Origin of the sequence: Streptomyces sp. NPDC005863 (assembly GCF_042871345.1) — a bacterium.
Lineage (GTDB): Bacteria > Actinomycetota > Actinomycetes > Streptomycetales > Streptomycetaceae > Streptomyces.
This window is the reverse complement of record NZ_JBIAII010000003.1, coordinates 475351-495931: the sequence shown is the minus strand read 5'-3', so window position 1 is coordinate 495931 and position 20581 is coordinate 475351. Positions and strand designations below refer to the sequence as shown.

Annotated in this window: 20 protein-coding genes; 7 read left to right on the top strand and 13 right to left on the bottom strand. The window is 71.8% G+C overall.

What is annotated here, in order from left to right; genetic code table 11:
* Positions 1 to 24: 24 nt before the first annotated feature.
* Positions 25 to 909, top strand: coding sequence for a helix-turn-helix transcriptional regulator (locus tag ACFYO9_RS14560; protein ID WP_358773328.1), 885 nt, complete (start codon positions 25 to 27; stop codon positions 907 to 909).
* A 119-nt stretch (positions 910 to 1028) separates the two neighbouring features.
* Here the strand turns inward: ACFYO9_RS14560 and ACFYO9_RS14555 are convergent, their stop codons facing one another.
* Together ACFYO9_RS14555 and ACFYO9_RS14550 are read right to left on the bottom strand one after the other, a co-directional pair.
* A complete protein-coding gene (locus ACFYO9_RS14555; protein ID WP_358773151.1) occupies positions 1029 to 1370 on the bottom strand; it encodes a hypothetical protein in 342 nt (113 codons plus the stop codon).
* A gap of 121 nt (positions 1371 to 1491) precedes the next feature.
* On the bottom strand, positions 1492 to 1851 hold the full coding sequence (locus ACFYO9_RS14550; protein WP_355808851.1) for a hypothetical protein: 360 nt from the start codon (positions 1849 to 1851) through the stop codon (positions 1492 to 1494).
* A 112-nt stretch (positions 1852 to 1963) separates the two neighbouring features.
* Between ACFYO9_RS14550 and ACFYO9_RS14545 the strand changes: the two genes are divergently transcribed.
* A complete protein-coding gene (locus ACFYO9_RS14545; protein WP_358773149.1) occupies positions 1964 to 2188 on the top strand; it encodes a DUF2277 domain-containing protein in 225 nt (74 codons plus the stop codon).
* 713 nt (positions 2189 to 2901) lie between these two features.
* On the opposite strand, the gene ACFYO9_RS14540 is transcribed toward ACFYO9_RS14545, so the two are convergent.
* Positions 2902 to 3513, bottom strand: coding sequence for a VTT domain-containing protein (locus tag ACFYO9_RS14540; protein WP_355808857.1), 612 nt, complete (start codon positions 3511 to 3513; stop codon positions 2902 to 2904).
* Between the two features lie 297 nt (positions 3514 to 3810).
* Between ACFYO9_RS14540 and ACFYO9_RS14535 the strand changes: the two genes are divergently transcribed.
* Positions 3811 to 4464 carry a superoxide dismutase family protein gene (locus ACFYO9_RS14535; protein WP_358773326.1) on the top strand — a complete coding sequence of 218 codons (654 nt, stop codon included), beginning with the start codon at positions 3811 to 3813 and terminating at the stop codon, positions 4462 to 4464.
* A 118-nt stretch (positions 4465 to 4582) separates the two neighbouring features.
* Here ACFYO9_RS14535 and ACFYO9_RS14530 read toward each other — a convergent pair whose 3' ends face one another.
* The 4 genes from ACFYO9_RS14530 to ACFYO9_RS14515 all read right to left on the bottom strand — a co-directional run bounded on the left by ACFYO9_RS14530 (position 4583) and on the right by ACFYO9_RS14515 (position 9976).
* On the bottom strand, positions 4583 to 5077 hold the full coding sequence (locus ACFYO9_RS14530) for a DoxX family protein (RefSeq protein ID WP_358773148.1): 495 nt from the start codon (positions 5075 to 5077) through the stop codon (positions 4583 to 4585).
* 90 nt (positions 5078 to 5167) lie between these two features.
* A complete protein-coding gene (locus ACFYO9_RS14525) occupies positions 5168 to 7129 on the bottom strand; it encodes an FAD/NAD(P)-binding protein (RefSeq protein ID WP_388666287.1) in 1962 nt (653 codons plus the stop codon).
* Between the two features lie 317 nt (positions 7130 to 7446).
* On the bottom strand, positions 7447 to 9102 hold the full coding sequence (locus ACFYO9_RS14520; RefSeq protein ID WP_358773147.1) for an alkaline phosphatase D family protein: 1656 nt from the start codon (positions 9100 to 9102) through the stop codon (positions 7447 to 7449).
* A gap of 157 nt (positions 9103 to 9259) precedes the next feature.
* Positions 9260 to 9976 (bottom strand): HNH endonuclease family protein, encoded by a 717-nt coding sequence (locus ACFYO9_RS14515; RefSeq protein WP_358773146.1) that lies wholly within the window; start codon positions 9974 to 9976, stop codon positions 9260 to 9262.
* A gap of 569 nt (positions 9977 to 10545) precedes the next feature.
* On the opposite strand from ACFYO9_RS14515, the gene ACFYO9_RS14510 reads away from it, so the two are divergent.
* Positions 10546 to 11124, top strand: a complete 579-nt coding sequence (locus ACFYO9_RS14510; RefSeq protein WP_355808872.1) for a TMEM165/GDT1 family protein — start codon at positions 10546 to 10548, stop codon at positions 11122 to 11124.
* A 323-nt stretch (positions 11125 to 11447) separates the two neighbouring features.
* Positions 11448 to 12128 (top strand): HAD family hydrolase, encoded by a 681-nt coding sequence (locus tag ACFYO9_RS14505; protein WP_358773145.1) that lies wholly within the window; start codon positions 11448 to 11450, stop codon positions 12126 to 12128.
* A gap of 84 nt (positions 12129 to 12212) precedes the next feature.
* On the opposite strand, the gene ACFYO9_RS14500 is transcribed toward ACFYO9_RS14505, so the two are convergent.
* Positions 12213 to 13256 carry a peptidoglycan-binding domain-containing protein gene (locus ACFYO9_RS14500; RefSeq protein WP_358773143.1) on the bottom strand — a complete coding sequence of 348 codons (1044 nt, stop codon included), beginning with the start codon at positions 13254 to 13256 and terminating at the stop codon, positions 12213 to 12215.
* A gap of 135 nt (positions 13257 to 13391) precedes the next feature.
* Between ACFYO9_RS14500 and ACFYO9_RS14495 the strand changes: the two genes are divergently transcribed.
* Entirely contained in the window at positions 13392 to 15569 is a 2178-nt protein-coding gene (locus ACFYO9_RS14495; protein ID WP_358773140.1) for an MFS transporter, read from the top strand.
* A 55-nt stretch (positions 15570 to 15624) separates the two neighbouring features.
* Here the strand turns inward: ACFYO9_RS14495 and ACFYO9_RS14490 are convergent, their stop codons facing one another.
* A complete protein-coding gene (locus ACFYO9_RS14490; protein ID WP_358773138.1) occupies positions 15625 to 16203 on the bottom strand; it encodes a GNAT family N-acetyltransferase in 579 nt (192 codons plus the stop codon).
* Between the two features lie 91 nt (positions 16204 to 16294).
* Positions 16295 to 16786 carry a hypothetical protein gene (locus ACFYO9_RS14485; RefSeq protein ID WP_358773137.1) on the bottom strand — a complete coding sequence of 164 codons (492 nt, stop codon included), beginning with the start codon at positions 16784 to 16786 and terminating at the stop codon, positions 16295 to 16297.
* An 885-nt stretch (positions 16787 to 17671) separates the two neighbouring features.
* Between ACFYO9_RS14485 and ACFYO9_RS14480 the strand changes: the two genes are divergently transcribed.
* A complete protein-coding gene (locus ACFYO9_RS14480; RefSeq protein ID WP_358773135.1) occupies positions 17672 to 18688 on the top strand; it encodes a hypothetical protein in 1017 nt (338 codons plus the stop codon).
* 158 nt (positions 18689 to 18846) lie between these two features.
* On the opposite strand, the gene ACFYO9_RS14475 is transcribed toward ACFYO9_RS14480, so the two are convergent.
* The 3 genes from ACFYO9_RS14475 to ACFYO9_RS14465 all read right to left on the bottom strand — a co-directional run bounded on the left by ACFYO9_RS14475 (position 18847) and on the right by ACFYO9_RS14465 (position 20395).
* Complete coding sequence (locus ACFYO9_RS14475; protein WP_358773133.1) at positions 18847 to 19173, bottom strand: antibiotic biosynthesis monooxygenase; 327 nt, start codon at positions 19171 to 19173, stop codon at positions 18847 to 18849.
* Between the two features lie 96 nt (positions 19174 to 19269).
* Positions 19270 to 19707 (bottom strand): hypothetical protein, encoded by a 438-nt coding sequence (locus ACFYO9_RS14470; protein WP_358773131.1) that lies wholly within the window; start codon positions 19705 to 19707, stop codon positions 19270 to 19272.
* Complete coding sequence (locus ACFYO9_RS14465) at positions 19700 to 20395, bottom strand: hypothetical protein (RefSeq protein WP_358773129.1); 696 nt, start codon at positions 20393 to 20395, stop codon at positions 19700 to 19702. The genes ACFYO9_RS14470 and ACFYO9_RS14465 overlap by 8 nt, the downstream gene beginning before the upstream one ends.
* Positions 20396 to 20581: the final 186 nt, after the last annotated feature.

The following is a 20581-nucleotide window of genomic DNA, read 5'->3' as shown; positions in this document are numbered from 1 at the left end:
GCTTACGGTGAGGGGATGGCCACGATGGATCCGCGCACCGAGATCAGGGAGTTCCTCAGCTCGCGGCGCGCCCGCATCACACCCGAGCGGGCGGGCCTGCCCGCGTACGGCCGCAACCGTCGCGTCAAAGGGCTGCGCCGCGAGGAAGTGGCGCTCCTGGCCGGGGTATCGGTCGACTATTACGTGCGCCTGGAGCGCGGTAGCCTCGCCGGTGCCTCCGACGGCGTGCTCGAGGCGTTGGCCTCCGCCTTGCAACTCGACGAGGCCGAGCGCGACCACCTCTTCCACCTCGCACGTCAGTCCGGCGCGCCCGGCGGCCCACGTCGGCGCAAGCCTGCCGTGGCGGTGCGCTCGTCGTTGCAGCAGGTGCTCGACGCGATCTCCGATGCGCCGGCCTGGATCGCTGACGGACGCTATGACGTACTCGCCATGAACCAACTCGCTCGCGCGCTGTATTCACCGATGCTGGCCGACCCGCGACGGCCCGCGAACACAGCGCGATTCGTCTACTTGAACCCCGAGGTGGCCGGAGAGTTCTTTGTCGACCGCGACCGGATCACCGGTGACGTCGCGGCGAAGCTCCGGATGGAAGCCGGCCGAAATCCGCACGACGAGGGGTTGATCGCTCTGGTCGGCGAACTGTCCACGCGCAGTGAGCTGTTCCGGCAGCGATGGGCGTCTCGGGACGTACGGCTGCACCGGTCCGGCCGCAAGCGGCTGCGCCATCCGGTCGTGGGCCGGCTCGACTTGGACGTCGAGTCCTTGGAACTGCCCGCCGAACCCGGCCTGCACCTCATCGTCTACACCGCGCCCGCGGGCACACCGACCGCCGACAATCTGGCGCTCCTGGCGTCGTGGGCGGCGACGCAGCAGCCGCTGGTGACCGAGTTCGAAGCGCACGACGGATAGCCCATCCGCTCGCACCCGCTCACACCCGCTCGCACCGGGCAGCGACCGGGCAGCGACCGCCGGATTCACGGCGGCGAGGGCGTCAGTGGCGAGGGCGTCAGTGGCAAGGGGGTCAACGGTCAGCGGCCCGACCCCGGGTGGGTCCTGCGGTAGCGGCGGTCCCAGCGTTCCTGGCGTTCCTTGCGCAGGCGGTAGTCGCGGTACGTCTTGGGGTATCCGCCGCCCCCGCTCCCGCCACCGCCTCCCGCGCCGCCGGCTCCCGCCCCGCCGGCTCCTCCCGCGCTGCCGCCCGACGCTCCGGCGCCGCTGCCCGCGGAGGCGTTCTTCTTGGCGGCCGAACCGCCGCCGTCGTAGAAGCGGACGAGGTAGAACGCGAGTGCTGCCGCCGCCAGCCACAGCAGCGGCTGGTCGAAACCCAGGCCGAAGAGGGCCAGGATCGCGACGACTATCAGGACGTTCATGGCTGCACCTCCCTGGCTCGAACTTTCTCGAACTGGCTCGCATGGCTCGAACGGCTCGCATGGCTCGAACGGAGCTCTTGTGCGCGGCTGGTAGGGAGTCAACGCCCGCCGTCCACGGCTGTCAATGGCTCGCGGGAAGAGAGCTCTCCGGTGTCTCGTGCACGTGTTTGAGGCGGGCTCTCGCCGTGACGGCGTCCGGGCCCGAGACCTGTTCCCAGTAACCGTGGCAGGTCACGAAGACCGCCAACTCCCTTTCTCGCCTGCGGAGTTTCTCGACCTCCGCCTGCTCGTCCGGGGTCCACCCCGGGGAGGCGGGACGCTCTACTTTGCGCCAGCCGCCGGTGTCGCTGAAGCCGTCGAGGGGCTCCACGGACCAGGGCAGGCGTTTGAGCAGGGCCAGGAGTACGGAGCGGACCTGGTGCAGCTCCTCCTGGCCGGCGAGGAGGTCACTTGGGAAGTCATGGGCTGGGGTGACGGGCACGTCGTAATGGTACTCCTGTTCGAATTAGGTGTGCGAGAGGAACACGGGGCCGTGTGGGAGGGGGGTGGCGGCGCCCTCGCCGGGGCGGGGTCCGCGGTGGGAGGCTGGAGGCATGTGCCGAAGCATCAAGACGCTCCGTCCGCCCGCCATCCCCGAGGACGCCACCGAGGAGGAGATCCGGGCCGCCGCGCTGCAGTACGTGCGCAAGGTGTCCGGCTTCCGCGCCCCGGCCGCGCACAACCGCGAGGTGTTCGACCACGCGGTGAACGCGGTGACCGAGGCGACGGCGGAACTCCTCGCGGGACTCGAAGTACGGGGGGCCAAGGCGGCGTCGTAGGGCGGGGCGTTGTACCGCCGGGGCCGTCGGGGCTGCCGAGGCCTGCCGGGGGCGCCGGGATTGCCGGGACCGCCGAGGCTGCCGGGACCGCTGGGGTCCGCTGGTCGGCCGGCTGCTGGGGCCGGCCCACCAGGCGTAACCGGTCGGCAGCTACGGCCGCCCCATCGGCAACGCAAGAGCTGGGCCAGGCGTCTACGGACGCCCTCGGGCGCCGGGCGCCCGCGCGCGTCTACGAACGACGCCGTCGGACGCGCGGGCGCGAAGCGGGCCATGACGAAGAGGATGCCGCCGCCCTTCGCCAGCACCGCGCCGAGCGCCTTCGGGCGCCGAGCGCCCGAGGTCCCCACGCGCACCCCGCCCCGGCCTGCCGCAAACGCCCGGACTCACGCCCGCCCAACACAACGCAGGCGCCGGGCCCGCACCCGTTCAGCCCGCCCTACGCGCCCGACTCGCGCCCGCTGATGTCGCCGCGAGCGTCCGACACGCCTGCTCAGCCCGCCGCTGGCATAGGCCCACCCCCGCTCGGCCCCGCCACAGGCGCCGGGCCTGCACCCGCTCGACCCGCCCGCAGGCGCGGAAGTTGCACCCACCCAGCCCGCCGCAGGCGCAGGGCCCCCCTACCCGGCCCCGCCGTAGCCCCCGCCCAGCCGGCCGCAGGCCCCCGTAGCCCCCCGCTAGGCCCGCCGCAGGCGCAGACGCAGCGCCGCACCCCCTCAGCTGGCCGCAGGCCTCCGTACCAAGAACGCCGCCCCCGCGCCCGCCGCGAACAACGCCAGCAGGGAGACGCCTGTGGCCAGCCATGTCGCTCCCAGCCACTGGCCGCCGAAGTAGCCGAGCGCCACGCTGTAGCCCGCCCAGGCCACGCCGGCCAGGGCCGACCACGGGAGGAACTCGCGGACCTTGCGGTGGGCCGCGCCCGCGCCGAGCGAGACGATCGAGCGGCCGGCGGGCGCGAAGCGGGCGATGACGACGAGGACGCCGCCGCCCTTCGCCAGTGCCGTGCCGAGTCGTTCCTGCGCGCTGGTCAGGCGGCGGGAACGGGCGATCGCGCGGTCGAGGCGTTCGCCGCCGCGCCACGCGAGGCGGTAGGCGACCATGTCGCCGAGGACGGAGGCCGTGGCCGCGCACAGGGTCAGGACCAGGATGTCGGGGACCGCGCGCGGCACGTGACCCGTCCCCGTTCCCGCCGCGGCCGCGGCCGTCGCGGACATGATCACGATGACGCCGCTCGGCAGCACCGGCACGAACACGTCGAACAGGACGGACAGGGCGACGACCGCGTAGATCCACGGACTCCCCGTCAACGCCCCCACAAGCTCAAGCACCGTAACTCCCCGTTACTCCCCGGTCGGCAGCGCGTTGCCGCTGATGTGTCGCGGAGTACGGCAGGGGCGGCCTGATGACAGCTGTACAGCGTACGCCGCGCGCGCGGCGGGAGATCCATTGGGGGCACGGATGTTCCCTACATCACGTTCACCCGGCTGCCTCCCCCGATGAGGCGTACGGCCCCGAAGTCCCGTACGAACAAGGGGTCTGGCGCGCGCACAAGCCAGTACGCACAAGCCAGTACGGCAAGTCAGTACCCAACTCACGTGTCAGCGACACGAAGGACGGAGCGGGCCATGGTGGCAGGAACGGCGGCAGGAATGGCGGCCGGTGCCGTCGCGGCGGTGGTCCTGGCCGCGGGCGGCACCCCGATCGACGCCACGGGGCCGGGGCTGGGACCGGAGCCGGGGCCGGGGTCCTCACGGATGCGGGTCGAGGCGCGGTTCGCACCGCCGACCGCCTTCGTCCCCTCGGCCGCGATCACGTACGACATGGACCTGGTCCCCGCGGGCTCCTGGATCCAGGTCACCCAGACCGGCCCACCCGGACCCGAGCGATCCGGCCCCGGGCGATCGGGCGGAGCCAAGGCGGCGACCACCGTCACCCTGCGGGTCAACGGCATGAAACCCGGCCACGCGTACGGCGTCCACGTCCACCAGAAGCCGTGCGGCGCCGCACCCGAGGACGCCGGCGGCCACTATCAGCACCGCGTCGACCCGGTGCAGCCGTCGAAGGACCCGGACTACGTCAATCCGCACAACGAGGTGTGGCTGGACTTCACCGCCGCGCCGGACGGTTCGGGCGAGGCGCGGGCGCGGCACCGCTGGGGGTTCCGGCCCGGCGAGGCCGGCTCCGTGGTCCTGCACGACGCGCCGGGCGGCGCGGGCGACCGGGCCGCCTGCTTCACGGTGCCGTTCGAACCCCGGGGCGAGGCGCGGCAGGGCGCCTGACTCCCCCCATATGCGACGGCGCCCCCTCCCTCGTACGTACGAAATTCGTCGTACGTACGAGGAAGAGGGCGCCCTCCGCCTGCGGGCCAGGCCTCCGCGTACAGCCCGGCCCGCCGTGTCAGGCCACGACCGGCGCGCGCTCGGAGTCGGCACCCTTGCCGCCACCGCCACCGCCACCGCCACCATCCGCGCCACCGGCCCCGCTCTCGGCCCGCGAGGCGAAGAACCGGTCAAGGCCGAACGCGCCGGGCCCGGTGAAGACGATGAGCAGCATCGCCCAGCAGAAGATCGCCGCGGCCTCGCCGCCGTTCTGCATGGGCCACAGGGCCTCCGGCTGGTGGACCTTGAAGTAGGCGTAGGCCATCGAGCCGGACGAGATGAACGCGGCGGCGCGGGTGCCGAGGCCCAGCAGGACCAGCGCGCCGCCGACGAGCTGGATGGCGGCCGCGTACCAGCCGGGCCAGGTGCCGGCCTCGATCGTGCCGCCGGTGCCCGGCGCGCCGCCGAGGACGCCGAAGAGCGAGGCGGCGCCGTGGCAGGCGAAGAGCAGGCCGATCACTATGCGGAACAGCCCGAGGGCGTAGGGCTGGGCGCTGTTGAGACGTCCAGTCATGGTGGGGGACTCCTTCGGTTGGGGGACGGTAACCGAGCGGAGGCCCAAGATTAGGGGAACCTAATTAGTGCTTGCAAGTTCAACATTCGGTCATCCGGAGATTCCGCTTCGGCTCTGGTCCGGTCCCGGCAGTGGCCCGGGGAGCGGCCGGACGGCCCCCGTGGCGGTCCGCAGTACGGCCCGCGCCACCGCGTCCGCGTCCGAGAGCGTGACCGAGTCGACCCCGGGCCTGGCACCGGCCGCGGTCACCCAGTGCACCCCTTCCGTGGGCACGCCGAACGCGAACCTCCGTGCGTGCGGGCGTCCCTGACGGTCGATCAGGCGGTACGGGCGCGGTGTCACGTCCACGCCTCCGGTTTCGTAGCCGTCGACCCGGTGGGGGCGGCACGCGCCCTCCGCCAGAAGCCCTCCGAGCAGCGCGTCCGCGGTGCGGCGCACGTCGGGCTCGGGCAGCCGGGCCTCGATCAGCGTGCCGACCCGCACGGCGGAGTCCGGTACGTCGGGGGAGTGCGCGAGGAACGCGCCGTCCTCGGTCCGCACGGTCAGGCGCGGGCCGACCACCTCCAGGACGCCCGCCTCGATCAGTGCCGTCATCTCCTCGATGCGGCGGCGCGGCGGGCCGATGGAGAGGAAGGCGTTGAGCGGCGTGTACCAGCGGTCGAGGTGGTCGCGGCGCGAGACGCCGGACAGGCCGCCGTGGTCGACGATCCCGCGGAGTTCGTTGCGCAGATCGCGCAGGACGTCGAGCGCGGCCTTCAGCGGGCCCGCGACGTTGCCGAGCGCGGCCTGTGCGGCGTCCTCGCGCAGCCGATCCAGCAGCCAGGTGCGGTGGGCGTCCGGCGAGGTGAAGGGGTGGTCCGGGTGCGGCCGGGAGAGCCGGTCCCAGCACCAGCGGTCGGCCTCGGTGACCCCGAACTCGCCCAGGACGACGGCCTCTTGAGGGCTGCGGTGGTCCGTGGCGAGAAACCGCTCACGGAAGTCACGGCCCCCGCGCCCGGCCCGGTCCCGGCCCTCCAACAGCGCCCAGTAATAGACGGTCTCCACCTCCTTCGCGATCAACGGCCATATCTCGGCGAGGAAGTCCGGGGCGTCACCGCTGTCCGCCCGCTTGCGGAAGCGGGCCACGACGTCGCCGGTGAGGACGGCCGGCTCGTGCCGCCCGTACGGGCCCTTCGCGTTGTCGCCCCGCGCCTGGTACGGGACGCCGCGCCGCGACCCGGCGTACAGCCGCGGCTCCCGCCCCGACGGCTCGTAGCGCAGGCCGCCCCCGGGTTCCCGCAGGTACCGGCCGCCGCGGCCGTCGGTCAGCAGCGCCATGTGGTCGAAGAAGGTGAGGCCGAGGCCGCGCAGCAGTACGGGTTCGCCGGGGGCGACGACCGACAGGTCCAGGTCGGCGGGGTTGGCCGGCGGGAAGTGGCGCAGGCCGTGCCGCGCCGCGTGGTCCGCCAGGCGCCGCTGTGCGTCGTCGGCGGCCGTCGGCAGATGACCCTGTGCGAGCACGACCGCCGCGAGCGCCGCCAGTTCGAGGCCGTTGTCGAGTACGAGGGTCTGCAGCCCGTCGGCCGTCTCGTCGAGCCGCAGGGCGCGCGCCGCGTGGACCCGGACGCGCACCGTGCCGGGAGCGCGGCGCACCGCTTCGGCGAAGACCCACTCCAGGTAGCGGCCGTAGCAGGCGCGGGTCGGATAGTCGTCGGGTCCGAGCCCGGGGGCGTGCCCGGCGGCGGCCCACTCGTGGAGGCTCGGACCCGGGCGTATCGGGCCGGAACAGTCGACGCTCGTGTCCGTGAAGAGGGTCACCTGGCAGGCGACCGTGTTCATCAGGAGCTCGGCGGGCTGCCCCGTCCGCCAGACGCGGCCCGCGCCCGGCGGGGAGGGGTCGACGACATGGACCGTCAGGGATGTCCCTGCCGGGATGAGTTCGACGGCGGACGCGCAGAGCCGTTCGAGCACGCTGGTGCCGCGAGGACCCGCGCCGACCAGGGCGATCGCGGGCGCGTCCGGGGCGGTCCCGGGCTGCGCGGGCGGGTGGGACGCGGGTACAGGGGCAGACAAAAGCGTGACTCCCGGGGCATAGAGAACGCTGGAACCAGACGGTCCGCAACATCATGCCGTCGAGATCCCCGGAGGCGTACCCCGGGCGGAAGATTCCATTCCGCGAGCCGGATCCGGAGCGGGGCGGGAGCCGGAGCCGGAGCCGGCCGGGGCAGGAGTCCGGGGGCCCACCGAGCCCTCGACCCTTGTTTCCCGGCACGCCTCACGTGACCCCCGGGGTACCCCTCACGTGACCCCCGGGGTACCCCTCACGTGACCCCCGGGGTACCCCTCACGTGACCCCCGGGGTACCCCTCACGTAACCCCCGGGGTACCCCTCACGCGAGTTCCCGCGCCTCCGCCGTCTCAAGCCGTACGCCCTCGCCCCGCACAGCCCGCGCCTGATCGAGCCGGAGCCGGGCCGAACGGCCGTGCAGCGTCAGGGTCATGAGCTGGTTGCCGAACCACGGGCCTCCCGTCCGGCGCCAGGCGATGCCCGCGTGCGACACCCCGCCGTGCCGTGCGAACCGCCGGCCGAGGGCGCGCCCCGCCCGGCTCCAGCCGAACCGGAAGCCGAACTTGATCGAGGCGGGGATGGAGTTGTGGACCGGCGAACAGGTCAGCTGGAACACCCGGGCGTCGGGCCCCTCGCCGCTCACCGGCCAGCTCGGCTCGGCGACGTAGGCGTGGTGGACGTCCCCGGAGAGCACGCACACCGTCGCGGGGGCCCGCGGGCCCGAGCCCGCCTCCGCGATCAGCGAGGTGAGCGCCTCGAAGGAGGCGGGGAACGCGGCCCAGTGCTCCAGGTCGGAGCGCCGGCGCAGGTCCTCGCCGAACCGGGACCACCGGGCGCCGCGCTCACCGCGGCAGAGCGCGGCGTTCCAGCCCTCGGCGTCATGGATGAGGTGGGGCAGGAGCCAGGGCAGCGAGGTGCCGATGAGGAGGTGGTCGTACCCGCCCGGATCCGCGAGGGCCTGCTCGCGCAGCCAGCGGGCCTCATCGGCGTCGAGGATGGCGCGCCGGTCCTCGTCCAGGACGCGCGCCGCACGGGTGTCGACCATCAGCAGGCGCACCCGTCCGAAGTCCCGCCGGTAGCTCCAGCGGGCGGCGGCCGCGTCCGCGTCGGAGGACGCGGCGAAGGCCCGCAACGCGTCCGTGCCGTCCGGCGCCGCGGTGACGGCGGCGTAGACCTCGTCGCGCGCCAGCTCGTCGGGCGGCAGATTGCCGATGTGCTGGTACACCCAGTACGACATCAGGCCGCTGAGTATCCGCTCGCGCCACCACGGCGTGGCCCGCATCTCGGCGACCCAGGACGCACTGGTGTTCCAATCGTCGATCACGTCGTGATCATCGAAGATCATGCAGCTGGGGACGGTCGACAGGAGCCAGCGGACCTCCGGGTCGAGCCACGATTCGTAGTAGAGGTGGGTGTACTCCTCGTAGTCCGCGACCTGGGCGCCCGGGGGCTCGGAGAGGTCACGGCGGGACGCGATCCAGCGCTCGGTGGCCTTGGAGGTCTGGTCCGCGTACACCTGGTCGCCCAGGAGCACCAGCACGTCCGGGCGCTCGGTGTCCGGGGCGGCGGCGATGCGCGCGGCGAGGGTGTCCAGGGCGTCCGGGCCCACGGGGTCGGCCTCGTCGGAGGGCGGCGCGGCCCAGCGGCAGGAGCCGAAGGTGACGCGCAGCGCCTCGTCACTGCCGTGTACGGGCGTACGGATCGTGCTCGGTGGGAACGGCGAGTCCGGCGGCGGCCAGACGGCGGCCCGCGCGCTCTCGCCGAGCCACACCTCGTACGCCGTCGTGGTGCCGGGGGTCAGCCCGGTGACCGGGACGAGCGCGTAGTGGTGGCCCGCGACCTGGAAGGTCCGCGCGGTGCCGCGCGCGCCGTCCGCGCACCGCACCTCGGCGGTGCAGGGCCGGTCGGTCTCGACCCAGACGGTCGCCGTCGACCCCTCGACGTACCTCAGCAGCGGACCCAGGCGCAGCCGTGCCACAGATGATCACCTTCCTCCGTCGCCCCGTAGGGTACGGAACGACGGAGGAGACCGGAACGGTTCCAGGATTTCCCCGGAGGTCCCTTACGGGTCGGGTGGACCCCTACGGGACGGGTGGACCCCTACGGGTCGGGCGGACCCTTACGGGTGGGTGCGGTCAGCAGCCGTTGAGGATCGAGGACAGCGCGCTCTTCTCCTCGGTGTTCACGTTGAGCTTGTAGTGGTGCTTCACGTCCACCCACATCCGGGCGTAGTAGCAGTGGTACGAGGCGGACGGCGGCAGCCACTCCGCCGGGTCCTGGTCGCCCTTGGCCTGGTTCACGTTGTCGGTGACGGCGATCAGCTGGGGCTGGGTCAGGTCGTTGGCGAAGCCCTCGCGCTGCGCGGTGGTCCAGCTGCTCGCCCCGGACTTCCACGCCTCGGAGAGCGGTACGACGTGGTCGATGTCCAGGTCGGAGGCGACGGTCCAGGTGGCGCCGTCGTAGGCGGACTTCCAGGTGCCGGAGGTGGCGGCGCAGCTGGAGTCCTGCTCGACGCCGGTGCCGTCCCGCTTGAGCACGACCTCGCGGGTGTTGCAGGCGCCGGACTGGGTGCTCCAGTGCGGGAACTTGTCGCGGCTGTAGCCGTCGGAGGAGCCCTCGGTCTTGACGGTGAGTTCGCCGAGGTAGGCGCGGGCCGTGGCGGCGCTGACCGGGGCCGGAGGAGCGGCCTGGGCGGGGGAGCCGGTGAGGAGGGCGGTGGCGGAGGCCAGGGCGACGGCCGCGGCGGCGAAGGCGGGACGACGGAAGGCGGAGCGGGACGTGGACCGGGGCGCGGGGCCGGACGTGGACCGGGGCGCGGGGCTGGTGTGTCGACGCGCGTAGACGACGGACATGCGAACTCCCTTGATGTGGAGGGAAGTTGACCGGTGGGGCGGTCATGGTTGCGGGTCGGGGTGTCCGGTGGATGTGCAGCTGGTGACAGGGTCGCGTCAAACAGGTGCGGAATTCAATGGTTTCGACGTCTTGCGGTGTGCGTTTCTGGTGCTCCGTCAGGCGGTGGACTTGGCACGGCAGTTGCGGTTCAGGTGACCCGGGTCATATCGACGCGCCACTTCGACGCGCCGCTTCCGCGCCGTCCACACGTTTCGCCGTCCGCACGTTTCACCGGGGCGGAAAGGCCCTGGCCGGGGGAGGCCGGAGGTCGCGTACCATGGACGGCGCAGAAGGGGAGTAGCTCTTCGCCGGACCGTCGACATACTGCTCAGCTCGTCTGAGCCGGCGCCCGGAGGCAGGCCCCATGGGGCAGGCCAGCGAGACCTTCGGCAAAGCAGTGCCCGGCGCGCGCATCCGCGTGCGTCGGAGGCGTACATCCGTGTGCGTCCGTTCGCGCTGCCGTGCCGAGGTGTCGTACGCGAAGCGGCGGAACACTCTCGGTGGGGCGGCCCCGACCGATTGAGGAACCTTGATCAGCATCAGCGTGACGGCGCTCGTCTTCGGCGTCGTCTTCCTGGCCGAACTGCCCGACAAGACGGCGCTCGCCGGGCTCGTCCTGGGTACGCGCTACCGCGCCTCGTACGTCTTCGCCGGTGTGGCGGCCGCCTTCGCCGTCCATGTGGTGCTCGCCGTGGCGGCGGGCAGCGTCCTGACCCTGCTGCCCCAGCAACTGGTGCAGGCGCTGACCGGCGTGCTTTTCCTGGCCGGCGCCGCGGTGCTCCTGCTCAAGGGCGGCGACGACGAGGAAGAGGTCAGGCAGCCGTCCGACCAGAGCTTCTGGAAGGTCTCCGGGGCGGGCTTCATGCTCATCCTGATCGCCGAGTTCGGCGATCTGACCCAGATCATGACCGCCAACCTGGCGGCCCGCTACGACGACCCGCTCTCCGTCGGCCTCGGTGCGGTGCTGGCCCTGTGGGCGGTCGCCGGCCTCGGCATCGTCGGCGGAAGGGCGCTGATGAAGCGGGTGCCGCTGGCGCTCATCACGAAGATCGCGGCCCTGCTGATGCTGGGGCTCGGCGTGTGGAGCCTGTACGAGGCGATCGCGTGACGGTGGCGGTGGCTTGGCGGTGCAGGGTTGCTCAGGGGGGGGCGGCTCAGCGGTGGCGGGTGGCTTGGCGGTGCAGGGTTGCTCAGGGACGGCGGGTGGCTCAGCGGTGGTGGGTGACTCAGTGGTGGCGGGTGGCCCGGAGGGCGGTGCGCGGCTGGACTCGCGCGGTCCCTTTTGTGCTGCTTGGCCGGTCTGACCTGCGGCGTTGGCTTTTGCCGCCCACGTTTTGTACCGTGCAGGAACAAAGTGGCTCCGCCCGTACTCCCTGACCGGCGGGCGGGGTCGCCTTGATCTTCCGCCGCCGCCGCGCACTGGAGCCCCCGATGACGGCCACGACCGCCGACCCCGTCGCACCCGTTCTGACCGCCGGGGCCGTCCTCCTCGACATGGACGGCACCCTCGTCAACTCCGACGCCGTCGTCGAGCGCTGCTGGCGGCGCTGGTCCGACCGGCACGGGCTCGACTTCGACGAGGTCATCAAGGTCGTCCACGGCCGACAGGGCTACGCGTCGATGGCCGTACTGCTGCCGGACCGGCCGATGGCCGAGAACCACGCGGAGAACCGCGAGATGCTCGCCGCGGAGACCTCCGACATGGAGGGCGTCGTGCCGGTGCCGGGCGCGCCCGTGTTCCTGGCCGCCCTTGCCGAACTGGGCCTGCCGCACGCGCTGGTGACCTCCGCCGACGTGCCTCTCTCCGCCGGCCGGATGGCCGCGGCCGGGCTCGCGCTGCCGGACGTACGGGTGACCGCGGAGAGCGTGGGCGCCAGCAAGCCGGACCCCGAGGGGTTCCTCAAGGGAGCGGCGGCGCTCGGCGTCGACCCCGCGGACTGCGTGGTCTTCGAGGACTCCGAGGCGGGCATACGGGCAGGTCAGGCGGCCGGCATGCGGGTCGTGGGCGTCGGCCCCCGGGCCGCGGAGTTCGGCCCCACGGTGCACGTCGAGGATCTTTCGGGGGTACGGGTCGCTGACGCGGGTGACGGGACGATCCGCCTGACGTTCTGACGTTCTGACGTTCTGACGTTCTGAGGTTCTGACGCTCTGAGGTACGTGATTCTGGGGTCCGTGGCGTTCTGAGGTGCCGGAACGTCAGGGTTCCGTCGTCTCCGCCTCCAGGCTGCGGCGCGTCTGTCGGCCGTACGCGCCCGGGGTGTCGTCCATGAGGCCGCGCGCCCACTGATAGCGGAGGACCGCCGCGGTGACCTCGGAGGTGTACGAGCCGTCCCGCTCGCCGACGTACAGGTACAACTGGGCCAGCCTGCCCTGCAGTTCCTCGACCTGCGGCCCCCTGTCGCCCTGACGCAGCGTCGAGTCGGGCGCCCGGCGCGAGGACGGTGACGACGTCGGCGTACGCGGACCCACCGACCCGGTCGCACGCGCCGTGGACGGTGGCGGCGACGACGGCGAACGGGGAGCCGAGCGCACGGCCGTCGAGGAGGACGACGTCGGGCTCGGTGGCGCGGACGGCGAGTGCGTGGGGGAGCCGGACGCCTTCGCCGAGGGCGGCGCGGGCTTCGTCGGGTCCGCGTACGCCGACGCGGGGTCGCCCGGGAGGGCCCGGTCCCGGGTCGGCCCGTCGGTGGCCGAGGAGAGGAGCCCGACCGCGAAGACGGTGGCGGCGGTCAGGGCGGCGACGGCGCCCGCTCCGGCGAGCAGCAGGCCGGCCGCGCGACGTCTTCGGGCGGGTTCGAGGTGGTCGCCGGGTCTTTCGTGGGTCTCGGGGTCCGGGAGGCCGAGGCCGAGGCCGTCGCCGTACGGCTGCCGTGCGGGCTCCGCGTCCGGGCCCGGGAGGGGTCTTCGACGGAGCGGGGGCGGTGGGGGCGCGGCCCCGGTCGGGTCCGGTGACGAGGCCGCCGAGGTCTCGGGGTCGGGCAGCGACACGTAGGGCCGTATCCGCAGCGGATCGAAGTCCTCGGCGACGGCGGCCTCGGCGGACCGGACGCGGGCGCGGGCCTGTGCTCGCGCGCGGTCGTCGCGTTCGCGGTCTGTTTGGCGGTTCCGGTCGCGGTCCGGCTCGCGGCCCCGGCCACCGCCGCCACCCTGCCCCTGCCCCTGCCCCTGCCCCAGCCCCCGCCCGTCCTCCCGCCCCCGCTCGCTCTCCCGACCTGCGTCTCGTTCGTTTTCTCCGGCCACCGGCCGTCCCTCCCTCCGATGTCCCGCCCGCCCCATGAGCTCCAGCGATTATGCAGACCCCCGCTTCAACAGGCCATAACCGGAGACACGGCCCAGGATGGAGAGGGACGGGAACGGAACCTCCAGGAGGTGTCCATGACGCATGACGTCGGCGCCCACCCGGCCGCACCGGAGCCCGAGCCCACGCCGGCTTCGGACGCGGAGCCGCGATCCGACCCCGCCCAGGACACGTACACGGGCGCGCACACGGGCGCGGGCCCGCACACGAGCTCGCCGCCGGGACCGGGAGCAGGCCCCGGCGGCAATGGCCACCCCCCGGGCAGCGTGCTCGTGTCCATCGGCGCCCTGCTGCTCGGCATGCTGCTCGCCGCCCTCGACCAGACCATCGTCTCCACCGCGCTGCCGACGATCGTCAGCGATCTCGGCGGCATGGACCACCTGTCCTGGGTCGTGACCGCGTACATGCTGGCCGCCACGGCCGCGACCCCGCTCTGGGGCAAACTCGGCGACCAGTACGGCCGCAAGAAGCTGTTCCTCACCGCGATCGTGATCTTCCTGGCCGGCTCCGCGCTGTGCGGCATGGCGCAGAACATGCCGCAGCTCATCGGCTTCCGCGCGCTGCAGGGACTCGGCGGCGGCGGACTCATGGTGCTGTCCATGGCGATCGTCGGAGACCTCGTCTCCCCGCGCGAACGCGGCAAGTACCAGGGCCTGTTCGGCGCGGTCTTCGGCGCGACGAGCGTCCTCGGCCCGCTGCTCGGCGGCCTCTTCACCGAACATCTCAGCTGGCGCTGGGTCTTCTACGTGAACCTGCCCATCGGCGCCATCGCCCTGCTGGTCATCATCACCACGCTGCACATCCCCGTGCGCGACACCCGGCACACCATCGACTACCTCGGCACCTTCCTCATCGCGTCCGTCGCCACCTGCCTGGTCCTGGTCGCCTCGCTCGGCGGCACCACGTGGGCCTGGGGATCGCCGCAGATCATCGGGCTCGCGGTGCTCGGCGTGCTCCTCGCCGTCGCGTTCGTGGCGGTGGAACGCAAGGCCGCGGAGCCGGTGCTCCCGCTGAAACTGTTCCGCATCCGCACCTTCGCCCTCTCCGCGGTCATCAGCTTCATCGTGGGCTTCGCGATGTTCGGGGCGATGACGTACCTGCCGACGTTCCTGCAGGTCGTGCAGGGCGTCACCCCGACCATGTCGGGCGTGCACATGCTGCCGATGGTGGCCGGCATGCTCCTGTCCACCACGGCGTCCGGCCAGATCGTCAGCCGCACCGGACGGTGGAAGGTCTTCCCCGTGACGGGCACGGCCGTCACCGCGCTCGGACTGCTCCTGCTGCACCAGTTGGACGAGCACAGCGGCACCTGGGAGATGAGCGCGTACTTCTTCGTCTTCGGCCTGGGCCTCGGCCTGGTCATGCAGGTGCTCGTCCTCATCGTGCAGAACGCGGTGAGCTACGAGGACCTGGGCGTCGCCACCTCGGGCGCGACTTTCTTCCGCTCCATCGGCGCCTCCTTCGGCGTCGCGGTCTTCGGCACCGTCTTCACCAACCGGCTCGGCGACAAACTCACCGACGCCCTCGCCGGACAGCGGCTGCCGCCCGGCCTGAGCGTGGGCACGCTGGAGGCCGACCCGCGCGGCATCTCCCGCCTCCCCGCCGACCTGCGCCCCAGCGCCCTGCACGCATACGCGTCGTCGATCACCGACGTCTTCCTGTACGCCACGCCGGTCGCCCTCGCCGCGTTCGTCCTCGCCTGGTTTCTGCGCGAGGACAAGCTGCGCGTCTCGGTGACGGCGCCCGACACCACGCAGACGCTGGCCAGCAACCCCGTGGAACGCTCGTCGTACGACGAGTGCGCGCGGGCGCTCTCGGTGCTCGGGACGCGTGAGGGCCGGCGGGAGATCTACGAGCGGATCACGGAGCGGGCCGGCTACGACCTGCTGCCCGCCTCCAGCTGGCTGCTCCTGCGCATCGCCCGGCACGGCTCCGTGGAACCCGGCGTGCTCGCGGAGCGCACCACGGTGCCGCTCACCGTCGTGACGGCGGCCGCACGCCAGGTCGAGGAGCGCCGCCTCGCCCGGCGCACGGGCCTGGAGATGGTGCTGACCGAGTACGGCCGCGAGGTCGCGGGCAAGCTCGCCGCGGCCCGCGAGGAGTCCCTGTCGGAGCTGCTCGGCGACTGGTGGGGCCCCGACCGCCCGACCGACCTGGTCCAGCTGGTCGGGGAACTCAGCGCGGAGCTGTGCGGTTCGGAGTCGGAGCGGCCGCGTGATGGCGCGACGGCGGTACGGCCGGTACGGGCGGCCTGAGCGCGCGCACGATCATGCGCGCACTCGATCATGCGCGCACTCGATGGTGCGGTGCTCAGAGCTGCTTGCCGTACCAATGCTCGGCGTACTGCCGCTCGGAATACGGCTCGATCTCCACGTAGCCGTGCCGGGTGTAGAGCGCACGGGCCTCCACCAGATCGGTACGGGTGTCGAGCACGATCCGCCCCGCCCCGAGCGCGCGGGCCGCGTCCTCGGCGGCGGCGAGGAGACGCGGGGCCCCACCCTTGCCGCGCATGTCCGCCCGTACGAAGACGCGCTTGAGCTCGGCGGTGGGGGTGGAGGTGCGGGCGCCGGTGCTGGTGCTGGTGCCGTCGTCGAGCAGCCGCACCCCCGCCGTGCCGACGGGCTCGCCCCCGTACCGCGCGACCAGCAACACCCCACGGGGCGGGGCGAGATCGCCCCCAGTCTCCGCCGCGATCTCGCGCTCCAGCTCCTCGGGGTCGGTGTCGCGCCCCTGATGCAGCTGGTACCAGCGGTCGCTGACCTCGGTGTAGTACGGACGCCAGAGCGCGGCGGCGATGTCCGAGTCGAACGGCTCGGGACGGACGGTCCAGACGGGACCGGACGCGACCTGGGACGGCCCTCGGACGGCATCGATGGCGGCATCATGCATGCCGCCATCTGATCGCGCGGGCCGATGCGGGGGCAACCGAATTGCCGCCTGCGCAGGGCTACCGCCCGTGAACGCGCCCGCCGCAAGCGCCCTACCGCAGCAACCGGAAGGCGGGGCAGGTGTCCGGGTCGTCCTCCGCGTAGAGAGAGGTGCGTCCGTCGCGCTCGGCGATCGACAGGGAGTCGAGGGTGTCCCCACCCAGGAAGCGCTCCGGTGCGGTGAAGGAGACGGACAGGTGGGCGAACTCGGTGGCGGAGGTGCCGCCCTGCACCACGGACCAGGTGCCGGACCCGTCGAAGGCCTCGCCGAGCTCGCTCCGGTACCAGTCACCGGTCGGCCAGTCGCGCACGGTGACCTTGCCGCCGCCCGGCTCGCTCTCCGACGCCTCCGGCGCCTTCAGGGTGAGCGTCACGCCCTCCGCGTCGCCCTCGCCCCGGTAGGTGCCGGCGAGTTCCCCGGAGGTCGCGCCGACCACCTGCGCCCCCACGCAGCCCTCGGCGGCACCGGACGCCGACGAACAGCCCGGCAGGCAGGCCAACAGAGCCACCGCGGCGGCGGCCGCGGACAGACGTGCTCGGAACATTCGGCTCACACTACCGAGGTGTTCGCCGACCTCGCAGGTAGGTGCGGCCTACTGGGACGGCCGGTCCAGGGGGTTCCCGCCCATGTAGTAAAAGGGGGCCTGCACCATATTCACCAGGGGTTCGATGCCACCGTGCGTATGCGGTGGCGGCGGCGGGTCCGCGGCGAGAGCGGTGGCGGGCGCGGAGAGCACGGCGGTAACCGCAACTGCTCCGAACAGCACAGAGATCAGACGACGCATGGGGCACCTTTCTCTTCTTCTAAGAGATGGACGCCTGCCGCCTGCTCGGCGATGACGGGCGTGCCGCCAAGCACGCCCGGTCGGTGATCCGGATCGGTACAGGCCCTAACGGGACCGAGATCTCACCCATGCGAGCAGCTGAAGCCCGCGTCACCCAGTGGGCATGGGCACCGCGACGCTGGAGGCCGATCGTAAGTCGCTGCCCTCTTTGCTCTTGGTCGCCAACGAGCTGGACAAGGAACTTCGATCCCGGTACCCGCGCGAGGCCGCTTCCCGCGACTTCCACGAACGCATCTTGACCATCATGCGAGGTCGAGTAGCACAGAACCCCCGTTCTGAATCCGCCTGCTTCTCACGAGCCGCTTGGCCCTGCATACACATACGTCTCCCCGCTCCGCAAGCCTTGGGCACGAGACACATGGTGTGAGACCGATGCAAGCTACCCCTTGCTGGACTCGGCCTTGTTGGGCGACCGTGAATGGCCAGGTCGAGGAGTCGTCGGCGGCATCCAAACACACCTGAGCCTTGACCGCTCAATCGTATGAGTATTTTTGATCTTGTCGCGCAGCGAGACACAGGCGATGAATATGGGCGCTGTGCATATGACTTGTGGGCGTGCACCTGAACATGAAACGAGGGAGTCGCATGCTGACCGTCTACAGCGCCTTGGCAGCTGGCCTCTGGGTGCTTGTACTTGGTTTGTCGATCATGACAGCTGGTGCAGGAGGGCGCGACACACTGACACTCTCGGAGCGGATGGCGCTCCCGGCTACAAGAAGTTTGGCCAAGCGTAGGGGCGATACTCTCGCCGAGAAGGTTGACAGCCTTGATGCGTCAATACGGCTGAGCCCGCAAGCTCAGAGGTACCTGCAACACGAAGACTTGCTTGCCATGGTCGAGATGTGGGGCATGGGCGTCAGATGGGTGCCAACAGGTTGCCTGGGCTTGGCCACGGGGGGGCTGCTGGCACTGCGGGTCAGCAGAAGTGAACTTGGCGTTTGGACGGACTCGCTCGCGCAATTTGTGTTCGTAGCAATCGCCTTTCTGACGATGCTTGTATTGCTTTGGACGAGCACACCCCAGAAGTCACGTTGGACGACGTGGCCTATGTCCGGTAATGCTCGCAGAGCTTTCATCACCCTACTCACTGAAATCCCGGGAAATGCAGACGTAAGTGATCTCGTGTTTCGCCAACCGCAGGCGCCTGCTGTTCGCGACCTAGAGAACCTCGCGTACTCCATGGAGCACTATGCACTGAAGAGGGCCTTGCCGAATACTCGGAATCCGATGATCGAGGTCGTGAGGATCTTCGGGTCGGCAGCTCAGGACGTCAGGTCACTTCGGGATGCCGTGGAGATCGATCGAGAGGGTGGGCGTGATCACGCGTTGCGTGAAGTCCGACGCATGATCGAGGTCCTGGCATCAGGTTCCGTCAGGGCTTTGGCGGCACCGATGGAGGACCCGTCCGCACTGCTCCAGCAGACTATGCAGCGCAGCTACCGTGCGCGTCGCGGCGTGTTCGTCGCTCTCTTCACCGTGGTTGCTTGCCTACTGGCTGTGGTACTCATCAGAGCTGAGCTCCCTGAGCCTGCGGCCGTTGTAATCGCCGCGGTTCTCGGGCTCTGGGTTCAGCAATTGAGGCTTACGGGCGACGCGGCGTAAGTCAGCGGGACGTGCACGCCCACTAATTTCAGTAGGGCCCGAGAGTGAGAGCTCTCCCTCATCGCACTCGTGGAAGCCTCGTCAGGATTCGCTCCCTCACCTGACTACGGAACATGCCCTCACGCCCACTGGGCGTGAGGGCACGCTCTGCCCGAGAGCTATTCGCCCTTCGGTGCCGCCATCTGGACGACCTCGAAGGACCACACCGTGGAGCCGCTCGCCGCCGGCTTCGGGCGGTCGCCGCCCGCGTCGCCGCCCTGGTGGGCCGCCTTCATCGGGCCCTCCATCCATGCCTGGAAGGCCGCCTCGTCGCGCCAGCGGGTGTAGACGAGGTACTGGTCGGTGCCCTCGATCGGGCGGAGCAGTTCGAACCACTCGAAGCCGTCGGAGTTCTCCACCGCACCCGCGCGGGACGCGAAACGCTTCTCCAGGACTTCGCGTTGCTCGTCGGGGACGGTGAGGGCGTTGATCTTCACGATGCTCATGCGGTCATCCTGCCGTACGGGCCGGGCGGGCCGGACATGCAGGGGCGCCGGGGCGGTGTGCGCCCCGGCGCCTTTCGTACAGGCCGTGTCAGGTGATTACAGGCGGAGCAGGCGTTCCGCCGTCTCGCGGTAGTCGCGCAGGGCGAGGCGGAGCTGTTCCGTGTCGCCGGTGGGGCCCGCCTCGGCGGTGGTCCTGGCGCCTCCGGGGGGCGGGGGCTCGCCGGGGACACCCTCCGCGGGGAGTGTCTCCCAGGAGGTGCGCAGGGTGCGGCGGCGCTCGGTGAGCAGGTGTGTCAGGTCGGCGATCGCTTCCTCCAGGACGCCGTCGGCGCTCTCGACGGCCGCGCGCGGACTGTCCACGAAGCCGTTGACCGCGTTCTGCAGGCGCAGCGTCAGCTTGTCGCGCGCGTCGGGCGGATAGAGGCTCGATACGGCGGAGGGGGCGGAGGGGGCGGAGTGCGTGGCGGGGGAGGGGGGGACGGAGTGCTCGGCGGGGGAGGAGGAGTGGGCGGCGGGGGCGGACGGCTCAGCCATGCTGAACTCCCTTCTGGGTGATGCCGGTCGAGCGCTTGGTGGTGTCGTGCCGGTCGGTGTGCGCGGTGTCGGCGTCGTGCCGCTGCTCGGCGACCAGGGCGTCGAAGAGGGCGCGCGCCTCGATCATGGCGGCACGCATCTCCTCGGTGCCGGTCGCGGCGTCGGTGTCGGTGCCGGAGAGGGTGGAGCCGAGGGTGCCGGTCCTGCCCTCCTCGGGGCCCGTCGTGCCGAGGGCCACGCGGTGCACCTTGCGGTAGCCGTGGACGTGGTAGGCGTGGTGCACGGAGAGCGCGTCGACCTGCTCCTCGTAGTGCCCCGCGTCCGGGAAGCCGCGGGCGCCGGCCAGCTCGGCGATCAGCCGGTCGGCCTCGACCACGGCCTCACGCGGCGAGTCGACGAAGCGCTCCTGGGCGACGGTCCAACGGGCCGCGTACTGCTCGCGCGCGGCGGGCTGCAAGGGGCGCGTGCGCAGCGCACCGTGCCGCTTCACCCGCTCGCCGAGGTCGCGTTCCGCGGCTTTCGTGTCGCCGTCGTGCCGGGCGACCGCGCGGTCGTACTCGGGCCCGAAGCGGCGCTTGAGGCCGCGCGTACCGCCCGCGCCCCGCTTGCCGTTCATCACGGCGACCGCGCCGACGGCGAGGACGGCGACGACGACCACGATCAGAGCGATGATCAGGACTGTGGACATGAGTGGGTGCCTTCTCGCTCGGGGATCGGCCTCGGGCGCGAAGCCCGGTGGGCCTCGGCACCCGTACGTCGAATCGGGTTGCCCGGAATCGGTCCCCCAAACAGCCGCCGGGCAGGGGCATTCCCCCGCCGGGAGCGGTGTCGTGCAGGGGATCAGGCCGAGCGGAGGGCCCGGCGGCGGCGTGCG

Excerpts from the sequence above, each read along its gene's own strand:
- ACFYO9_RS14505 (WP_358773145.1), top strand. The coding sequence starts at position 11,448 with ATGACGGCCACGACCGCCGACCCCGTCGCACCCGTTCTGACCGCCGGG.
- ACFYO9_RS14470 (WP_358773131.1), bottom strand. The coding sequence starts at position 19,707 with ATGGCTGAGCCGTCCGCCCCCGCCGCCCACTCCTCCTCCCCCGCCGAG.
- ACFYO9_RS14490 (WP_358773138.1), bottom strand. The coding sequence starts at position 16,203 with ATGCATGATGCCGCCATCGATGCCGTCCGAGGGCCGTCCCAGGTCGCG.
- ACFYO9_RS14495 (WP_358773140.1), top strand. The coding sequence starts at position 13,392 with ATGACGCATGACGTCGGCGCCCACCCGGCCGCACCGGAGCCCGAGCCC.
- ACFYO9_RS14475 (WP_358773133.1), bottom strand. The coding sequence starts at position 19,173 with ATGAGCATCGTGAAGATCAACGCCCTCACCGTCCCCGACGAGCAACGC.
- ACFYO9_RS14480 (WP_358773135.1), top strand. The coding sequence starts at position 17,672 with ATGCTGACCGTCTACAGCGCCTTGGCAGCTGGCCTCTGGGTGCTTGTA.
- ACFYO9_RS14555 (WP_358773151.1), bottom strand. The coding sequence starts at position 1,370 with ATGAACGTCCTGATAGTCGTCGCGATCCTGGCCCTCTTCGGCCTGGGT.
- ACFYO9_RS14485 (WP_358773137.1), bottom strand. The coding sequence starts at position 16,786 with ATGTTCCGAGCACGTCTGTCCGCGGCCGCCGCCGCGGTGGCTCTGTTG.
- ACFYO9_RS14545 (WP_358773149.1), top strand. The coding sequence starts at position 1,964 with ATGTGCCGAAGCATCAAGACGCTCCGTCCGCCCGCCATCCCCGAGGAC.
- ACFYO9_RS14465 (WP_358773129.1), bottom strand. The coding sequence starts at position 20,395 with ATGTCCACAGTCCTGATCATCGCTCTGATCGTGGTCGTCGTCGCCGTC.
- ACFYO9_RS14515 (WP_358773146.1), bottom strand. The coding sequence starts at position 9,976 with ATGTCCGTCGTCTACGCGCGTCGACACACCAGCCCCGCGCCCCGGTCC.
- ACFYO9_RS14560 (WP_358773328.1), top strand. The coding sequence starts at position 25 with ATGGATCCGCGCACCGAGATCAGGGAGTTCCTCAGCTCGCGGCGCGCC.
- ACFYO9_RS14530 (WP_358773148.1), bottom strand. The coding sequence starts at position 5,077 with ATGACTGGACGTCTCAACAGCGCCCAGCCCTACGCCCTCGGGCTGTTC.
- ACFYO9_RS14535 (WP_358773326.1), top strand. The coding sequence starts at position 3,811 with ATGGTGGCAGGAACGGCGGCAGGAATGGCGGCCGGTGCCGTCGCGGCG.